The sequence below is a fragment of the Klebsiella sp. CTHL.F3a genome (genome assembly GCF_019890895.1).
In the GTDB taxonomy this organism is placed as follows: domain Bacteria; phylum Pseudomonadota; class Gammaproteobacteria; order Enterobacterales; family Enterobacteriaceae; genus Klebsiella; species Klebsiella grimontii.
This window is the reverse complement of record NZ_CP082360.1, coordinates 490676-507621: the sequence shown is the minus strand read 5'-3', so window position 1 is coordinate 507621 and position 16946 is coordinate 490676. Positions and strand designations below refer to the sequence as shown.

General features: G+C 51.7%; 12 protein-coding genes, 2 tRNA genes and 4 rRNA genes. 6 read left to right on the top strand and 12 right to left on the bottom strand.

The window, feature by feature from the left end:
• Positions 1 to 8 precede the first annotated feature (8 nt).
• Both K7H21_RS02400 and K7H21_RS02395 read left to right on the top strand, forming a co-directional pair.
• Complete coding sequence (locus tag K7H21_RS02400) at positions 9 to 3119, top strand: efflux RND transporter permease subunit (RefSeq protein ID WP_049114899.1); 3111 nt, start codon at positions 9 to 11, stop codon at positions 3117 to 3119.
• A 282-nt stretch (positions 3120 to 3401) separates the two neighbouring features.
• On the top strand, positions 3402 to 3623 hold the full coding sequence (locus K7H21_RS02395) for a putative periplasmic lipoprotein (protein ID WP_004125860.1): 222 nt from the start codon (positions 3402 to 3404) through the stop codon (positions 3621 to 3623).
• A 227-nt stretch (positions 3624 to 3850) separates the two neighbouring features.
• Here K7H21_RS02395 and rrf (K7H21_RS02390) read toward each other — a convergent pair.
• From rrf (K7H21_RS02390) to K7H21_RS02365, 6 genes are all read right to left on the bottom strand, one after another.
• Positions 3851 to 3966, bottom strand: a 5S ribosomal RNA gene (gene rrf / locus K7H21_RS02390).
• A 38-nt stretch (positions 3967 to 4004) separates the two neighbouring features.
• Positions 4005 to 4080: transfer RNA gene (locus tag K7H21_RS02385), tRNA-Thr, on the bottom strand.
• Between the two features lie 14 nt (positions 4081 to 4094).
• Positions 4095 to 4210 (bottom strand): 5S ribosomal RNA (gene rrf / locus K7H21_RS02380).
• Positions 4211 to 4411: 201 nt separating this feature from the next.
• Positions 4412 to 7317 (bottom strand): 23S ribosomal RNA (locus tag K7H21_RS02375).
• 190 nt (positions 7318 to 7507) lie between these two features.
• Positions 7508 to 7583, bottom strand: a tRNA-Glu gene (locus tag K7H21_RS02370).
• An 85-nt stretch (positions 7584 to 7668) separates the two neighbouring features.
• Positions 7669 to 9208, bottom strand: a 16S ribosomal RNA gene (locus K7H21_RS02365).
• The 16S, 23S and 5S rRNA genes sit together here with 2 tRNA genes alongside, the layout of an rRNA operon.
• A 471-nt stretch (positions 9209 to 9679) precedes the next feature.
• Between K7H21_RS02365 and K7H21_RS02360 the strand changes: the two genes are divergently transcribed.
• Positions 9680 to 10234: a gamma carbonic anhydrase family protein gene (locus K7H21_RS02360; RefSeq protein ID WP_004125862.1), complete on the top strand. Its 555-nt coding sequence runs from the start codon at positions 9680 to 9682 to the stop codon at positions 10232 to 10234.
• On the opposite strand, the gene K7H21_RS02355 is transcribed toward K7H21_RS02360, so the two are convergent.
• From K7H21_RS02355 to dprA, 6 genes are read right to left on the bottom strand one after another with little or no spacing between them, the layout of a single operon-like run.
• On the bottom strand, positions 10210 to 10467 hold the full coding sequence (locus tag K7H21_RS02355) for a DUF1488 family protein (protein ID WP_004125863.1): 258 nt from the start codon (positions 10465 to 10467) through the stop codon (positions 10210 to 10212). The genes K7H21_RS02360 and K7H21_RS02355 overlap by 25 nt on opposite strands.
• Positions 10464 to 11282 (bottom strand): shikimate dehydrogenase, encoded by an 819-nt coding sequence (aroE, locus tag K7H21_RS02350; RefSeq protein ID WP_004125865.1) that lies wholly within the window; start codon positions 11280 to 11282, stop codon positions 10464 to 10466. The genes K7H21_RS02355 and aroE overlap by 4 nt, the downstream gene beginning before the upstream one ends.
• Before the next feature lie 3 nt (positions 11283 to 11285).
• Positions 11286 to 11858, bottom strand: a complete 573-nt coding sequence (gene tsaC, locus K7H21_RS02345) for an L-threonylcarbamoyladenylate synthase type 1 TsaC (protein ID WP_004125868.1) — start codon at positions 11856 to 11858, stop codon at positions 11286 to 11288.
• Between the two features lie 4 nt (positions 11859 to 11862).
• Positions 11863 to 12405, bottom strand: coding sequence for a DNA topoisomerase family protein (locus tag K7H21_RS02340; protein ID WP_004125871.1), 543 nt, complete (start codon positions 12403 to 12405; stop codon positions 11863 to 11865).
• A 27-nt stretch (positions 12406 to 12432) separates the two neighbouring features.
• Positions 12433 to 12906, bottom strand: coding sequence for a DUF494 family protein Smg (smg, locus tag K7H21_RS02335; RefSeq protein WP_004125874.1), 474 nt, complete (start codon positions 12904 to 12906; stop codon positions 12433 to 12435).
• Positions 12878 to 14002: a DNA-protecting protein DprA gene (gene dprA, locus K7H21_RS02330; RefSeq protein ID WP_004125875.1), complete on the bottom strand. Its 1125-nt coding sequence runs from the start codon at positions 14000 to 14002 to the stop codon at positions 12878 to 12880. The genes smg and dprA overlap by 29 nt, the downstream gene beginning before the upstream one ends.
• A 129-nt stretch (positions 14003 to 14131) precedes the next feature.
• Here dprA and def point away from each other — a divergent pair, with 129 nt between their 5' ends.
• The 3 genes from def to rsmB are packed head-to-tail and all read left to right on the top strand — an operon-like array spanning position 14132 to position 16945.
• Complete coding sequence (gene def / locus K7H21_RS02325) at positions 14132 to 14641, top strand: peptide deformylase (RefSeq protein WP_049113989.1); 510 nt, start codon at positions 14132 to 14134, stop codon at positions 14639 to 14641.
• Between the two features lie 14 nt (positions 14642 to 14655).
• Entirely contained in the window at positions 14656 to 15603 is a 948-nt protein-coding gene (fmt, locus tag K7H21_RS02320; protein WP_139529544.1) for a methionyl-tRNA formyltransferase, read from the top strand.
• Between the two features lie 52 nt (positions 15604 to 15655).
• On the top strand, positions 15656 to 16945 hold the full coding sequence (gene rsmB, locus K7H21_RS02315; RefSeq protein WP_223035543.1) for a 16S rRNA (cytosine(967)-C(5))-methyltransferase RsmB: 1290 nt from the start codon (positions 15656 to 15658) through the stop codon (positions 16943 to 16945).
• Position 16946: the final 1 nt, after the last annotated feature.

Sequence of the window (16946 nt, the reverse complement as noted above, 5' to 3'; positions counted from 1 at the left end):
GAACCCCTATGTCTAAGTTTTTTATTCATCGACCGGTCTTCGCCTGGGTGCTGGCGATCATCATGATGATTGCCGGTGGCCTCGCAATTATGCAGCTACCGATTGCACAATACCCGACTATCGCGCCGCCAGCGGTGGCCATCTCCGCAACCTATCCAGGTGCGGACGCACAAACCGTTCAGGATACGGTGACTCAGGTTATCGAACAGAACATGAACGGTATCGATAATCTGATGTACATGTCCTCAACCAGCGATTCTGCAGGCGGCGTGACCATCACCCTGACCTTTACGTCGGGTACGGATCCGGATATTGCGCAAGTTCAGGTGCAGAATAAACTCCAACTGGCGACGCCGCTTCTGCCTCAGGAAGTGCAGCAGCAAGGGATTAGCGTCGAGAAATCAAGCAGTAGTTTCTTGATGGTTGCTGGATTCATCTCGGATAACCCCAGTACCACTCAGGATGATATCTCTGACTATGTAGCATCGAACGTCAAAGATACCATTAGCCGCCTTAACGGCGTAGGCGATGTACAGCTCTTCGGCGCGCAGTATGCCATGCGCGTCTGGCTGGACGGTAATCTCCTGAATAAGTACAACCTCACGCCTGTCGACGTCATTAACCAGCTACAGATACAGAACGATCAGATCGCAGCAGGCCAGCTTGGTGGTACGCCGGCTCTTAAAGGCCAGCAGCTAAATGCATCCATTATTGCTCAGACGCGGCTGAAGGACCCGGCAGAGTTTGGCAAAGTGACTTTGCGCGTGAACGCGGATGGCTCAGTGGTACATCTGAAAGATGTGGCACGTATTGAGCTGGGAGGTGAAAACTACAACGTTGTCGCAAAAATCAATGGAAAACCGGCTTCAGGCCTGGGAATTAAGCTCGCTACCGGCGCCAATGCCCTCGATACCGCCGCCGCGATTAAAGCGAAGCTTGCCGAGCTGCAGCCGTACTTCCCACAGGGGATGAAGGTCGTCTATCCCTACGACACTACGCCGTTTGTGAAAATCTCTATTCATGAGGTTGTGAAGACGCTTTTTGAAGCGATTATCCTCGTCTTCCTGGTGATGTATCTGTTCTTACAGAATATCCGGGCCACGCTGATCCCCACCATTGCGGTTCCGGTCGTCCTGCTCGGCACCTTTGCCGTCCTGGCAACGTTTGGTTACTCCATCAATACGCTAACGATGTTTGGCATGGTGCTGGCAATAGGCCTCCTGGTTGACGATGCTATCGTGGTGGTGGAAAACGTCGAACGCGTCATGGTTGAAGAGAAGCTTCCGCCAAAAGAGGCGACGGAAAAATCGATGGCGCAAATACAGGGGGCGCTGGTTGGCATTGCCATGGTGCTTTCGGCGGTGTTTGTCCCGATGGCCTTCTTTGGTGGTTCTACGGGAGCGATTTATCGGCAATTCTCTATCACCATCGTCTCCGCCATGGCGCTGTCCGTACTGGTTGCGCTGATCCTGACCCCCGCGCTTTGCGCTACATTATTGAAACCAACATCAGCCGATCATCATGAGAAAAAAGGTTTTTTTGGTTGGTTTAACGCGAAATTCGATCGTAGCGTAAACCACTACACTAACAGCGTTAGCGGGATCCTGCGCTGTACCGGACGCTATCTCATCATCTACTTGCTGATCGTTGTGGGTATGGCCGCGCTCTTTGTGCGTCTGCCCACCTCCTTCTTGCCGGATGAGGATCAAGGGGTATTTATGACCATGATCCAACTGCCTTCAGGCGCAACGCAGGAGCGCACGCAAAAAGTGCTCGATACGGTTACCGATTACTACCTGCATAAAGAGAAGGCGAACGTTGAAAGCGTCTTTACCGTTAACGGCTTTAGCTTTAGCGGTCAGGGTCAAAACTCCGGTATGGCGTTTGTCAGCCTGAAGCCATGGGAAGCACGTAGTGGTTCCGAAAATGGCGTTGAGGCCATCATCAAACGAGCAACCGCCGCCTTCAGCCAGATTAAAGATGCCATGGTCTTCCCTTTCAACCTACCGGCCATTATCGAGCTGGGTACGGCCACGGGTTTTGACTTTGAGCTTATCGATCAGGGTAACCTCGGCCATAGCGCGCTAACCCAGGCTCGTAATCAGCTCCTTGGTATGGTGAGAGAGCATCCGGATCAGCTGGTACGCGTTCGTCCAAACGGGCTTGAAGATACACCACAATTCAAGCTGGATGTCGATCAGGAGAAAGCTCAGGCTCTGGGGATTTCGCTATCCGATATCAATGAGACTATTTCCGCGGCGCTGGGGGGATATTACGTCAACGACTTTATTGACCATGGACGAGTGAAAAAAGTCTACGTTCAGGCCGATGCTAAATTCCGTATGCTGCCGAGCGATATCAATAATATGTACGTCCGCAGCGCGAATGGCGAAATGGTCCCATTCTCCGCTTTTGTGACTTCGCGCTGGGTTTATGGCTCCCCGCGCCTTGAGCGCTACAACGGTCTGCCCTCTATGGAAATGCTTGGCGAAGCGGCGCCCGGAAAAAGTACCGGTGATGCGATGATTTTAATGGAACAGTTGGCCAGCAAGCTTCCTGCTGGGATCGGCTACGACTGGACGGGAATGTCTTATCAAGAACGTTTATCCGGTAATCAGGCGCCAGCCTTATATGCCATTTCTCTTATTGTTGTCTTTTTGTGTCTCGCGGCGCTTTATGAAAGCTGGTCTATTCCCTTCTCCGTCATGCTCGTCGTTCCATTAGGGGTGGTTGGAGCACTACTGGCAGCGTCGTTACGCGGGCTTAATAATGACGTTTATTTCCAGGTGGGTTTATTAACAACTATCGGCCTATCTGCGAAAAACGCTATTCTTATCGTTGAGTTTGCGAAAGACCTGATGGATAAAGAAGGCAAAGGAATTATTGAAGCCACACTTGAAGCATCGCGTATGCGTTTACGCCCTATCCTGATGACTTCGCTGGCCTTTATCCTGGGGGTTCTGCCTCTGGTAATTAGCCATGGAGCTGGCAGCGGCGCCCAAAACGCGGTTGGTACCGGTGTTATGGGCGGAATGCTGATGGCAACATTGCTGGCTATCTTCTTCGTCCCGGTCTTCTTCGTGGTGGTAAGACGCCGTTTTACGAAACACGCAGAGTAAATATTCTTTTCTAAAGGCACCTTTCTGGTGCCTTTTTTCGTCTGCGTATCGGTAACCTATCCTAATGATATTAAATGTATTTATTACTATTTAATAATTACCGCAGTTTCCCATACACATTATTTACCTATAGTCTTCTGACTTTCTTCACGATATTTACGTTACTCATAAATTGAGATTATTTACTCTAGCGGCGCCCTGTATTGCTGATGATAAAATAAACCGTTCCGTAGGTGTATGGGTTCTCCAATACAGCGAAGCGGATTATTTAGAGGTAACATCATGAATAAATTTATTATAGTGGCATTGCTGGCGACTCTGCTCGCTGGCTGTGCGCACGACTCTCCGTGCGTGCCGGTCTATGATTCTGAAGGTAGATTAGTCCACACTAATACCTGTATGAAAGGAACGACCCAGGATAACTGGGAAACTGCTGGCGCGATTGCCGGTGGCGCAGCCGCGATAGCTGGCCTGACGCTCGGTATTGTGGCATTGACGCGTTAATTCCTTTCTCTTCTCTACCATGGCAGGTACCGGAGTAATATCCGGTACCGCTTTCCCCGAAGGGTAAGCCCCACCATGCTTAAACTACATTGCCCGCTGCTGAAGCTCGGGCAAAGCTCCCTCGAATAACATCGAGCGGATGAAACGTCATTGCCGGATATAATTTTTTCGTAGACGCAAAAACGCAAAAAGCCCATCCTGGCGGATGGGCTTTTCACTTATTTGATGCCTGGCAATGCCCTACTCTCACATGGGGAGACCCCACACTACCATCGGCGCTACGGCGTTTCACTTCTGAGTTCGGCATGGGGTCAGGTGGGACCACCGCGCTATCGTTGCCAGGCAAATTCTTTTTAAATCGCCGAACTTTAACCTAAAAACTGGTGCTGATACCCAGAGTCGAACTGGGGACCTCACCCTTACCAAGGGTGCGCTCTACCAACTGAGCCATATCAGCACACTTAATTTGATGCCTGGCAGTTCCCTACTCTCACATGGGGAGACCCCACACTACCATCGGCGCTACGGCGTTTCACTTCTGAGTTCGGCATGGGGTCAGGTGGGACCACCGCGCTATCGCCGCCAGGCAAATTCTGTTGTCAGAAACGAATCTTTTACACCGATGCTGCGTTGGCTGCATTCGTAAAGTCAGTCACATACCTCAGTATGCTCCTTCCTTTACTTCATTTGCCGCCTTGCCTCAGCGTAAAATCTTTCGTTCCCGAAAATCTGTAATCAATGCTGAAATTGTTGTCTTCTCAAATCCGCCAAAACATCTTCGGCGTTGTAAGGTTAAGCCTCACGGTTCATTAGTACCGGTTAGCTCAACGCATCGCTGCGCTTACACACCCGGCCTATCAACGTCGTCGTCTTCAACGTTCCTTCAGGACCCTTAAAGGGTCAGGGAGAACTCATCTCGGGGCAAGTTTCGTACTTAGATGCTTTCAGCACTTATCTCTTCCGCATTTAGCTACCGGGCAATGCCATTGGCATGACAACCCGAACACCAGTGATGCGTCCACTCCGGTCCTCTCGTACTAGGAGCAGCCCCCCTCAATTCTCCAGCGCCCACGGCAGATAGGGACCGAACTGTCTCACGACGTTCTAAACCCAGCTCGCGTACCACTTTAAATGGCGAACAGCCATACCCTTGGGACCTACTTCAGCCCCAGGATGTGATGAGCCGACATCGAGGTGCCAAACACCGCCGTCGATATGAACTCTTGGGCGGTATCAGCCTGTTATCCCCGGAGTACCTTTTATCCGTTGAGCGATGGCCCTTCCATTCAGAACCACCGGATCACTATGACCTGCTTTCGCACCTGCTCGCGCCGTCACGCTCGCAGTCAAGCCAGCTTATGCCATTGCACTAACCTCCTGATGTCCGACCAGGATTAGCTGACCTTCGTGCTCCTCCGTTACTCTTTAGGAGGAGACCGCCCCAGTCAAACTACCCACCAGACACTGTCCGCAACCCCGATTAGGGGCCCACGTTAGAACACCAGCCATTAAAGGGTGGTATTTCAAGGATGGCTCCACGCAGACTGGCGTCCACGCTTCAAAGCCTCCCACCTATCCTACACATCAAGGACCAGTGTTCAGTGTCAAGCTATAGTAAAGGTTCACGGGGTCTTTCCGTCTTGCCGCGGGTACACTGCATCTTCACAGCGAGTTCAATTTCACTGAGTCTCGGGTGGAGACAGCCTGGCCATCATTACGCCATTCGTGCAGGTCGGAACTTACCCGACAAGGAATTTCGCTACCTTAGGACCGTTATAGTTACGGCCGCCGTTTACCGGGGCTTCGATCAAGAGCTTCTCCTTACGGATAACCCCATCAATTAACCTTCCGGCACCGGGCAGGCGTCACACCGTATACGTCCACTTTCGTGTTTGCACAGTGCTGTGTTTTTAATAAACAGTTGCAGCCAGCTGGTATCTTCGACTGATTTCAGCTCCATGGGTAAACCACTTCACCTACATATCAGCGTGCCTTCTCCCGAAGTTACGGCACCATTTTGCCTAGTTCCTTCACCCGAGTTCTCTCAAGCGCCTTGGTATTCTCTACCTGACCACCTGTGTCGGTTTGGGGTACGATTTGATGTTACCTGATGCTTAGAGGCTTTTCCTGGAAGCAGGGCATTTGTCACTTCAGCACCGTAGTGCCTCGTCATCACGCCTCAGTGTTAAAGTGAACCGGATTTACCTGGAACACACACCTACACGCTTAAACCGGGACAACCGTCGCCCGGCCAACATAGCCTTCTCCGTCCCCCCTTCGCAGTAACACCAAGTACAGGAATATTAACCTGTTTCCCATCGACTACGCCTTTCGGCCTCGCCTTAGGGGTCGACTCACCCTGCCCCGATTAACGTTGGACAGGAACCCTTGGTCTTCCGGCGTGCGGGTTTTTCACCCGCATTATCGTTACTTATGTCAGCATTCGCACTTCTGATACCTCCAGCAACCTTCACAGGCCACCTTCAACGGCTTACAGAACGCTCCCCTACCCAACAACACATAGTGTCGCTGCCGCAGCTTCGGTGCATGGTTTAGCCCCGTTACATCTTCCGCGCAGGCCGACTCGACCAGTGAGCTATTACGCTTTCTTTAAATGATGGCTGCTTCTAAGCCAACATCCTGGCTGTCTGGGCCTTCCCACATCGTTTCCCACTTAACCATGACTTTGGGACCTTAGCTGGCGGTCTGGGTTGTTTCCCTCTTCACGACGGACGTTAGCACCCGCCGTGTGTCTCCCGTGATAACATTCTTCGGTATTCGTAGTTTGCATCGGGTTGGTAAGTCGGGATGACCCCCTAGCCGAAACAGTGCTCTACCCCCGAAGATGAATTCACGAGGCGCTACCTAAATAGCTTTCGGGGAGAACCAGCTATCTCCCGGTTTGATTGGCCTTTCACCCCCAGCCACAAGTCATCCGCTAATTTTTCAACATTAGTCGGTTCGGTCCTCCAGTTAGTGTTACCCAACCTTCAACCTGCCCATGGCTAGATCACCGGGTTTCGGGTCTATACCCTGCAACTTAACGCCCAGTTAAGACTCGGTTTCCCTGCGGCTCCCCTATACGGTTAACCTTGCTACAGAATATAAGTCGCTGACCCATTATACAAAAGGTACGCAGTCACCCAACAAGTGGGCTCCTACTGCTTGTACGTACACGGTTTCAGGTTCTTTTTCACTCCCCTCGCCGGGGTTCTTTTCGCCTTTCCCTCACGGTACTGGTTCACTATCGGTCAGTCAGGAGTATTTAGCCTTGGAGGATGGTCCCCCCATATTCAGACAGGATACCACGTGTCCCGCCCTACTCTTCGAGTTCACAGCCTGTGTGTTTTAGTGTACGGGAGTATCACCCTGTACCCTGCGACTTTCCAGACGCTTCCACTAACACACAAGCTGATTCAGACTCCGGGCTGCTCCCCGTTCGCTCGCCGCTACTGGGGGAATCTCGGTTGATTTCTTTTCCTCGGGGTACTTAGATGTTTCAGTTCCCCCGGTTCGCCTCGTTTGACTATGTATTCATCAAACGATAGTGCAACGAATTGCACTGGGTTTCCCCATTCGGACATCGCCGGCTGTAACGGTTCATATCACCTTACCGACGCTTTTCGCAGATTAGCACGTCCTTCATCGCCTCTGACTGCCAGGGCATCCACCGTGTACGCTTAGTCGCTTAACCTCACAACCCGAAGATGTTTCGTAAAACATCATCGTGTCGCGAAAATTTGAGAGACTCGAACACACATTAACTGTGTGTCGTTTCAATTTTCAGCTTGATCCAGATTTTTAAAGAGCAAATATCTCAAACGTCACCCGAAGATGAGTTTTGAGATATTAAGGCAGGTGACTTTCACTCACGAACCAGCAAGTGGCGTCCCCTAGGGGATTCGAACCCCTGTTACCGCCGTGAAAGGGCGGTGTCCTGGGCCTCTAGACGAAGGGGACACTGAAGTCTCAATCGCAAGACGCCTTGCTATTTACTTTTCATCAGACAATCTGTGTGGACACTACAAAGGCAGGTTCTTTAAGGTAAGGAGGTGATCCAACCGCAGGTTCCCCTACGGTTACCTTGTTACGACTTCACCCCAGTCATGAATCACAAAGTGGTAAGCGCCCTCCCGAAGGTTAAGCTACCTACTTCTTTTGCAACCCACTCCCATGGTGTGACGGGCGGTGTGTACAAGGCCCGGGAACGTATTCACCGTGGCATTCTGATCCACGATTACTAGCGATTCCGACTTCATGGAGTCGAGTTGCAGACTCCAATCCGGACTACGACATACTTTATGAGGTCCGCTTGCTCTCGCGAGGTCGCTTCTCTTTGTATATGCCATTGTAGCACGTGTGTAGCCCTACTCGTAAGGGCCATGATGACTTGACGTCATCCCCACCTTCCTCCAGTTTATCACTGGCAGTCTCCTTTGAGTTCCCGGCCGGACCGCTGGCAACAAAGGATAAGGGTTGCGCTCGTTGCGGGACTTAACCCAACATTTCACAACACGAGCTGACGACAGCCATGCAGCACCTGTCTCAGAGTTCCCGAAGGCACCAAAGCATCTCTGCTAAGTTCTCTGGATGTCAAGAGTAGGTAAGGTTCTTCGCGTTGCATCGAATTAAACCACATGCTCCACCGCTTGTGCGGGCCCCCGTCAATTCATTTGAGTTTTAACCTTGCGGCCGTACTCCCCAGGCGGTCGACTTAACGCGTTAGCTCCGGAAGCCACTCCTCAAGGGAACAACCTCCAAGTCGACATCGTTTACAGCGTGGACTACCAGGGTATCTAATCCTGTTTGCTCCCCACGCTTTCGCACCTGAGCGTCAGTCTTTGTCCAGGGGGCCGCCTTCGCCACCGGTATTCCTCCAGATCTCTACGCATTTCACCGCTACACCTGGAATTCTACCCCCCTCTACAAGACTCCAGCCTGCCAGTTTCGAATGCAGTTCCCAGGTTGAGCCCGGGGATTTCACATCCGACTTGACAGACCGCCTGCGTGCGCTTTACGCCCAGTAATTCCGATTAACGCTTGCACCCTCCGTATTACCGCGGCTGCTGGCACGGAGTTAGCCGGTGCTTCTTCTGCGGGTAACGTCAATCGACAAGGTTATTAACCTTATCGCCTTCCTCCCCGCTGAAAGTACTTTACAACCCGAAGGCCTTCTTCATACACGCGGCATGGCTGCATCAGGCTTGCGCCCATTGTGCAATATTCCCCACTGCTGCCTCCCGTAGGAGTCTGGACCGTGTCTCAGTTCCAGTGTGGCTGGTCATCCTCTCAGACCAGCTAGGGATCGTCGCCTAGGTGAGCCGTTACCCCACCTACTAGCTAATCCCATCTGGGCACATCTGATGGCAAGAGGCCCGAAGGTCCCCCTCTTTGGTCTTGCGACGTTATGCGGTATTAGCTACCGTTTCCAGTAGTTATCCCCCTCCATCAGGCAGTTTCCCAGACATTACTCACCCGTCCGCCACTCGTCACCCGAGAGCAAGCTCTCTGTGCTACCGTTCGACTTGCATGTGTTAGGCCTGCCGCCAGCGTTCAATCTGAGCCATGATCAAACTCTTCAATTTAAGTTTGATGCTCGTGAATTAAACTTCGTAATGAATTACGTATGTTCACTCAGAGACTTGGTATTCATTTTTCGTCTTGCGACGTTAAGAATCCATGTCACTTTGAGTGCCCACACAGATTGTCTGATAAATTGTTAAAGAGCAGTGCAACGCGGCTTTCGCTCACCGTTGCGAGGTGGCGTATATTACGCTTTCCTCTTTCAGAGTCAACCCGTTATTTCAGGATTTTTTCTCTTCAACCGACCGGGCTGTTTGTGAAGTGACTCACATCTGCCGTGTCAGTGGGAGCGCATTATAGGGATCCCATTTTTTTGCACAAGCCTTTTTTCGATCTTTTTTTCCAAATGATGGTTTTTCAGCCGCTTCGCGGTGTTCTTGCTCAATCCGCTCACTTTTTACCACAATAAAGGGTTGCAGACGGCCAAAAAAGCAACCAAAGTCTCTGCACTCCCTTCATTTATTGAGGTAACCATGACCACCAGTTTGCGTCGTTATAAAGATTTATTCCCTAAAACGGGCCTGCGCGTGATGATCGACAGCAGCAGCGTGGTGATCGGTGATGTCAGAATGGCTGATGACGTCAGTATCTGGCCTCTGGTCGCGATTCGCGGTGATGTGAATTACGTCGAAATAGGCGCTCGCACCAATATTCAGGACGGTAGCGTCTTACATGTCACACATAAGTCTCCTTCCAAACCGCAAGGCAATCCATTAATCATTGGCGATGATGTTACCGTCGGCCATAAGGTGATGCTACACGGCTGCACTATTGGTAATCGGGTACTGGTGGGGATGGGTTCGATTTTGTTGGATGGCGTGATTGTTGAAGACGACATAATGATTGGCGCAGGTAGTCTGGTTCCTCAGAACAAACGTCTCAAGAGTGGCTATCTTTACTTTGGCAACCCGGTAAAACAGATACGCCCCCTGACGGAGGCGGAAATCGCGGGGCTCATATATTCAGCGAATAACTATGTAAAGTGGAAAGGTGATTATCTCGATCAGGAAAGCCAGATCCAACCCTGAGCATCTTCCTGCTGGTCGAGAATGAGAACCTGGGCTTCATCTTCCAGATCCCAGCGATGTTCACGAAAAGCGGCCAGCCATTGCGCAGGGTCTTCACCGCCAAAACGCTTCTTGAGACCGGTTAGCGTTAAGGCGCAGGTTAGCTGCATGCCGTTAACTAATGCCGGAAAAGCGATACATTGATGCGCTTCATCCCATACCTCTCTGTCTGGAAACTGAATAGCCTGGTTCATGCATTCAGTTCCTTCTGCAAAGCCGCAATGACTGGCGTAATTTCTGGCAGTACGCCATGCCATAACAGCACCGCATGGGCAGCCTGCGCCACCAGCATTCCCAGCCCATCAGCGCATTTGGTGGCACCATGTTGCCGGCATAGTGTTAAAAATGGCGTACAGCCTTTCTGGTAAAACATGTCATAACAACAGACACGGGGATTTATTAATGTAACAGGGATCGCGGGAACATCGCCGTCAATACCGCTGGACGTCGCATTAATAATGAGATCAAATTCCTGGCCGCCTAATGCTTCTATATCCAAAGCGTGGACGCTGCCGGTATGAGCAAAAAGCGTAGCCAGTTCATGGGCGCGAGAATAGGTACGATTAACAATAGTCACGGCGCAATCCAGCGACAAGAGAGGAAGCAATACGCCGCGTGAAGCCCCACCTGCGCCAATGAGCAACACCCGGAATCCAGGTTTAATAAAACCAAGCCGTTGCAGATCGCTCAGTAGTCCAATACCATCGGTATTGTCCCCAAGCAGGCGGCCATCCTCCAACCGTTTAAGCGTATTGACCGCACCAGCCAGCGCTGCACGTTCGGTTAACTCATCCGCTCGCGCGAAGGCCTCTTCTTTAAAAGGCACGGTGACGTTCGCTCCCTTACCGCCTTCATTAAAGAAGGTATCGAGCGTGGTAACAAAATCATCGAGCGGAGCCAGGATACGGCCATAGGGATGCGTAATGTGCAGCTGCTGCGCAAAAAGCCGATGAATAGATGGCGACTTGCTATGGGCAATCGGGTGTCCGAAGACGGCATAAGTTTCCATGAGTTACCCCTGGCGGAAGAGTTCGCCCGTCAAGGCATCACGTATTTCAGATGGGTTTTGACGGCCTCCCGTTGCCCCATCGACTACCGGGAAATCCGCGCCAAACTGCGTATAAACCTCAGCCGTCGTGCGACAAGGTGGCAGACCAGATAAATTTGCGCTGGTAGAAACAAGCGGTTTCCCGTAAGCCTTACACAGTTCGACCACCAGCGGATGATCCGTGACTCGTACTGCCAATGAATTAAAGCGCCCGGTCAACCAACGCGGCGTTGAAGCGCAGGCCGGGAAGACAAATGTTACCGGCCCAGGCCAACACGAAAAAATAGCCGCTAGCTGCTCATCGCTCAATTGCGTATCGTCAATATACGGCTTGAGTTGCTCAAAGTTCGCAGCAATCAGAATCAGCCCCTTTTCAACGGGACGCCGCTTAAGTGCGAGCAGACTCATGACGGCTTTTTCGCTATCGGGATCGCAACCGACGCCAAAAACGGCTTCTGTTGGATAGGCAATGACATGTTCATTATTCAGAAGCGCCACAGCGCGTACGATGGCTTCTGAGGGCAGGTTATTATTCACAGATTTATTCCGCCGATATCGGCTTTCCACATTGTTTGCTGGCACAAAAGCGCTTAACGCCCTGCGCCGTTTTCTTTTCGATTAGCAACGGGTAATGACACTCAGGACACTCGCCCGCCACTGGCCTGAAGTTAATGACGAACTGGCAATCGGGGTAACGATCGCAGGAATGGAAGTTTTTTCCATAACGTGAACGGCGCTGAACCAGATGCCCTTGCCCGCATTGCGGGCAGGCTATTGCAGTTTCATCCGGCTTATCGATAAGTTCAGTATGTTCGCAATCAGGATAGCTGCTACAACCGATAAACATACCAAAACGCCCCTGGCGTAGCACCAGCACTGCGCCGCAAGACGGACACGTTTGCCCCTCCAGAACTTTAACAATATGCCCGTCCGCCTGATTTTTCAGGGGCCGGACATAGTCACAGTCAGGATAATGCGAGCAGCCGAGAAAAGGCCCGTGCTTCCCGGAGCGTATTACCAGTTCAGCCCCACACTGCGGGCAAGGTTCGTTTTTACGCACCGAAAACAGCGCTGTTTTGGTCATAACAATTCTAATGTCGCAGCAAAAAAGTTAGTGCAGCATACCTTCATTTACTTCAAAGAGTAATTCTTCCATTTGCTGGTAGGCATTTTCGCAACCGGGAATATTGAACAGCACCATCAGAATCACCCATTTGAGATCCTCCAGATCGAATTCTGCCGTATCCAGCGCCAGCACGCGCTCTATCACCATTTCCCGTGTTTCGAGGTTCAACACCTGAATTTGCTCAAGGAACAGTAAGAATCCCCGGCAACTCGCGTCAAGACGCTGACACTCCTCGTCAGTATATACTCGTAACGAGAGTGGGTCAGAAGCTAGCTGCATAGGTGCAACAAGCCCCTCCTGGTAATCAGCCAGTTTTTCGAGCCACATTAGGGCGTTATAGATATCTTCTCGTTCAAAACCGGCATCGGTCAGATCCCGAGTTAGCTTGTCCTGATCCACGCGCATTTCTGCTTCGTTATGGATGTAAGTTTCAAACAGATACATCAGTACGTCGAACATGGCTTGCCCTCCTTAATCGGACATAGCCGCCGGGTACAGCTGCGATCCAGCCTGCTAACTCCAGTTCTAGTAGCTGGGCTACGGTTACTGGCACAGATTGGCCGGCACGTTCAGCGACAACGTCAACAGGTGTTACCTCATCTCCTACGTTAGCCAGGAGCTCTGGAAATGGCAATGCTACAGAAGGCCGATCACCGCAATTATTTACGTCATTTGGCTCGGGAAGAATATTCGGTAGCTCATCTCGCCAGTATTCGACGATATCTTCAGGGGCTGTTACGGGAATCGCGCCCTGCTTGATAAGCCAATGAGGGCCTTCTGAACCCGGGCTGCCAATCGGCCCTGGCAGAGCAAAGACATCCCTTCCCTGCTCCAGCGCATAACGAACCGTCACTAATGAGCCACTTTTCAGCGCAGCTTCAATAACCAACACACCGGCGCTTAGGCCACTGATAATCCGGTTACGGCGGGGAAAATTGCCCGGAAGGGGCGGAGTGAACAGCGGAAACTCAGAAATGACGGCTCCGCCACCGTTAATTATCTGCTCCGCTAACGCCTGATGGCGACGAGGATAGATCTCTCCTAAGCCATTCCCTAAAACAGCCACCGTTTTACCTTTCCCTTCCAGCGCACCACGATGAGCAATACCATCAATGCCAAGGGCCAGACCGCTCGTGATCGTAATGTCATACCGCGCTAAAGCTTCGCTAAATAGTTTTCCCCAACGAGCGCCATACCAAGAGTGTGACCGACTCCCAATGACGGACAGCTGCCGGCTACTGAGTAGCGCAGGATCTCCACATACTAAAAGGGCGCATGGAAAGTCGACAATCGCCCGCAATTGAGGTGGGAAAAGCGGATCTTCGGCAGTCAGTAAATAGCAATTGGGTTGCTCCAGCCATTGTAGCGTGGCATCGATTTCGCATTGGTTAACGCCGAGGAAATGCTTCGATTGCGCCAGATTCAAACCACGGGCACGCAACTCTTCTCGCTCTAGCGTCGGAGATGAACATAGCTGGCGTGCAGCACTGATAGCACCTTCGCCATACAGGCTGCTCACTCTCATCAAACGTAACCAAATTTCCCTCGGCGTCATCCCTGTTCCCCTGCCACAAGCGACTTTAACAATCTTTGCGATTGGTCAGTGAGACTGTCAATTGCAGGGGGTTTTGTCTAGAATAGAGGTAATAATCTTTCCAACTCCTGAACACAACTCTGGATAACTATGTCAGTTTTGCAAGTGTTACATATTCCGGACGAGCGCCTTCGCAAAGTCGCAAAACCGGTAGAAGAAGTAAATGCAGAAATTCAGCGTATCGTCGATGATATGTTTGAGACGATGTACGCTGAAGAAGGTATCGGTCTGGCCGCAACGCAGGTAGATATTCATCAGCGCATTATCGTTATTGACGTATCAGAAAATCGTGAAGAGCAGCTGGTATTAATTAACCCTGAGCTGCTGGAAAAGAGCGGAGAAACAGGCATTGAAGAGGGTTGCCTTTCTATTCCTGAACAGCGTGCTTTAGTACCGCGTGCAGAAAAGGTGAAAATCCGCGCGCTCGATCGCGACGGTAAACCTTATGAGCTTGAAGCTGACGGTCTGCTGGCAATCTGTATTCAGCATGAGATGGATCACCTCGTCGGTAAGCTGTTCATCGACTACCTGTCGCCGCTCAAGCAACAACGCATTCGTCAGAAAGTTGAGAAACTTGATCGCCTGAATGCCCGAGCTTAAGGACGAGAATTAACGTGTCAGATTCACTACGTATTATTTTTGCGGGCACACCTGACTTTGCAGCGCGTCATCTCGACGCGCTGCTCTCCTCTGGACATAACGTTGTTGGCGTGTTCACCCAACCGGACCGTCCGGCTGGTCGCGGTAAAAAACTCATGCCCAGCCCGGTAAAAGTTCTGGCGGAAGAGAAAGGCATACCGGTATTCCAGCCAGTTTCGTTACGTCCGCAGGAAAACCAGCAACTCGTCTCTGACCTGCGCGCAGATGTTATGGTCGTCGTGGCCTATGGCCTCCTTCTGCCAAAAGCCGTACTTGATATTCCACGCCTGGGCTGCATTAACGTTCACGGCTCGCTGCTTCCGCGCTGGCGCGGTGCGGCCCCGATTCAACGTTCGCTGTGGGCTGGCGATGCCGAGACGGGTGTAACCATCATGCAGATGGATGTTGGTCTCGATACGGGTGATATGCTGTATAAGCTTGCGTGCCCGATCACCGCAGAAGACACCAGCGGGACGCTGTACGACAAGCTGGCTAACCTTGGCCCTCAGGGGCTTATCGAAACCCTTAAGCAGCTTGCCACAGGTACCGCAAAACCGGTTGTACAGGATGAAGCGCTGGTTACCCATGCGCAAAAACTCAGCAAAGAAGAAGCGCATATCAACTGGTCTCTTTCCGCTGCTCAGTTAGAACGCTGCATTCGCGCCTTTAACCCGTGGCCAATGAGCTGGATAGAAATTGATGGCCAACCGGTAAAAGTCTGGCAGGCGTCGGTTATCAATGTGGCTACAACCGCCGAGCCGGGAACCATTCTTGAAGCGACCAAACGGGGAATTCAGGTCGCGACCGGGGACGGGGTCCTGAATTTACTGTCGCTACAGCCGCCCGGGAAAAAAGCCATGAGTGCTCAGGATCTATTAAACTCGCGCCGGGAATGGTTTGTACCTGGCAGCCGTCTGGTCTGACGCTCCCTTCTTAATACGCCCGGTGTTACCGGGCATTTTTATTTTTGTACTTATGAAAAAACAACTCAATTTACGCAGTCTGGCAGCACAGGCCGTTGAACAGGTTCTCGAACGAGGGCAATCCTTAAGCAACGTTCTGCCCCCGCTGCAACAAAAAGTCTCGGATAAAGATAAAGCGCTGCTTCAGGAGCTATGCTTTGGCGTGCTACGTACACTTTCACAGTTAGATTGGCTGATCGGCAAGCTCATGTCCCGACCGATGACGGGTAAGCAGCGCGTTGTGCACTATCTGATTATGGTGGGCTTTTATCAACTGTTATACACACGCATCCCGCCTCATGCAGCCTTGGCGGAAACCGTTGAAGGCGCCGTTGCTATTAAGCGTCCACAGCTCAAAGGGTTGATAAATGGTGTCTTGCGCCAGTTTCAGCGTCAGCAGGAAGAGCTGTTAGCTGAATTTTCTCGTAGCGAGATCCGCTTTTTACATCCTTCCTGGTTATTGAAACGTCTGCAGAAAGCCTATCCAGCACAGTGGGAATCCATTGTGGAAGCGAACAACCAGCGCCCGCCGATGTGGTTGCGCGTAAACCGCGCCCACCATTCGCGCGACAGCTGGCTGGTATTACTGGAGGCGGCGGGAATGAAAGGCTTTACTCATCCCGCTTACCCTGACGCCGTGCGCCTGGAAACACCGGTACCGGTCCACGCATTACCCGGGTTTGAGGCAGGTTGGGTGACCGTGCAGGATGCCTCTGCTCAGGGCTGCATGACATTCCTTGATCCGCAAAACGACGAGCAAATTCTGGATCTGTGCGCTGCCCCGGGTGGTAAAACCACCCATATTCTCGAAGCGGCGCCCGAAGCACAAGTTCTGGCTGTCGACGTTGATGAGCAGCGACTCTCCCGCGTCTACGACAACCTGAAGCGTCTGGGCATGAAGGCAACCGTCAAGCAAGGCGATGGCCGTTATCCAGCCCAATGGTGTGGCGAACAACAGTTCGATCGTATTCTGCTGGATGCCCCTTGTTCCGCCACCGGTGTTATTCGCCGTCACCCGGATATTAAATGGCTGCGCCGGGATCGCGATATCGCGGAACTGGCCCAGCTCCAGGCTGAAATTTTGGATGCCGTATGGCCGCACCTGAAATCCGGCGGCACTCTGGTTTACGCGACATGTTCAGTATTGCCAGAAGAGAACAGCCAGCAAATAAAAGCCTTCCTACAACGTACAGCTGATGCGGTTCTCAGCGAAACCGGCGACGCTGATTTACCGGGCCAGCAAAATTTGCCTGGCGCCGAGCAAGGTGACGGCTTCTTTTACGCTAAGCTAATCAAAAAGTAAT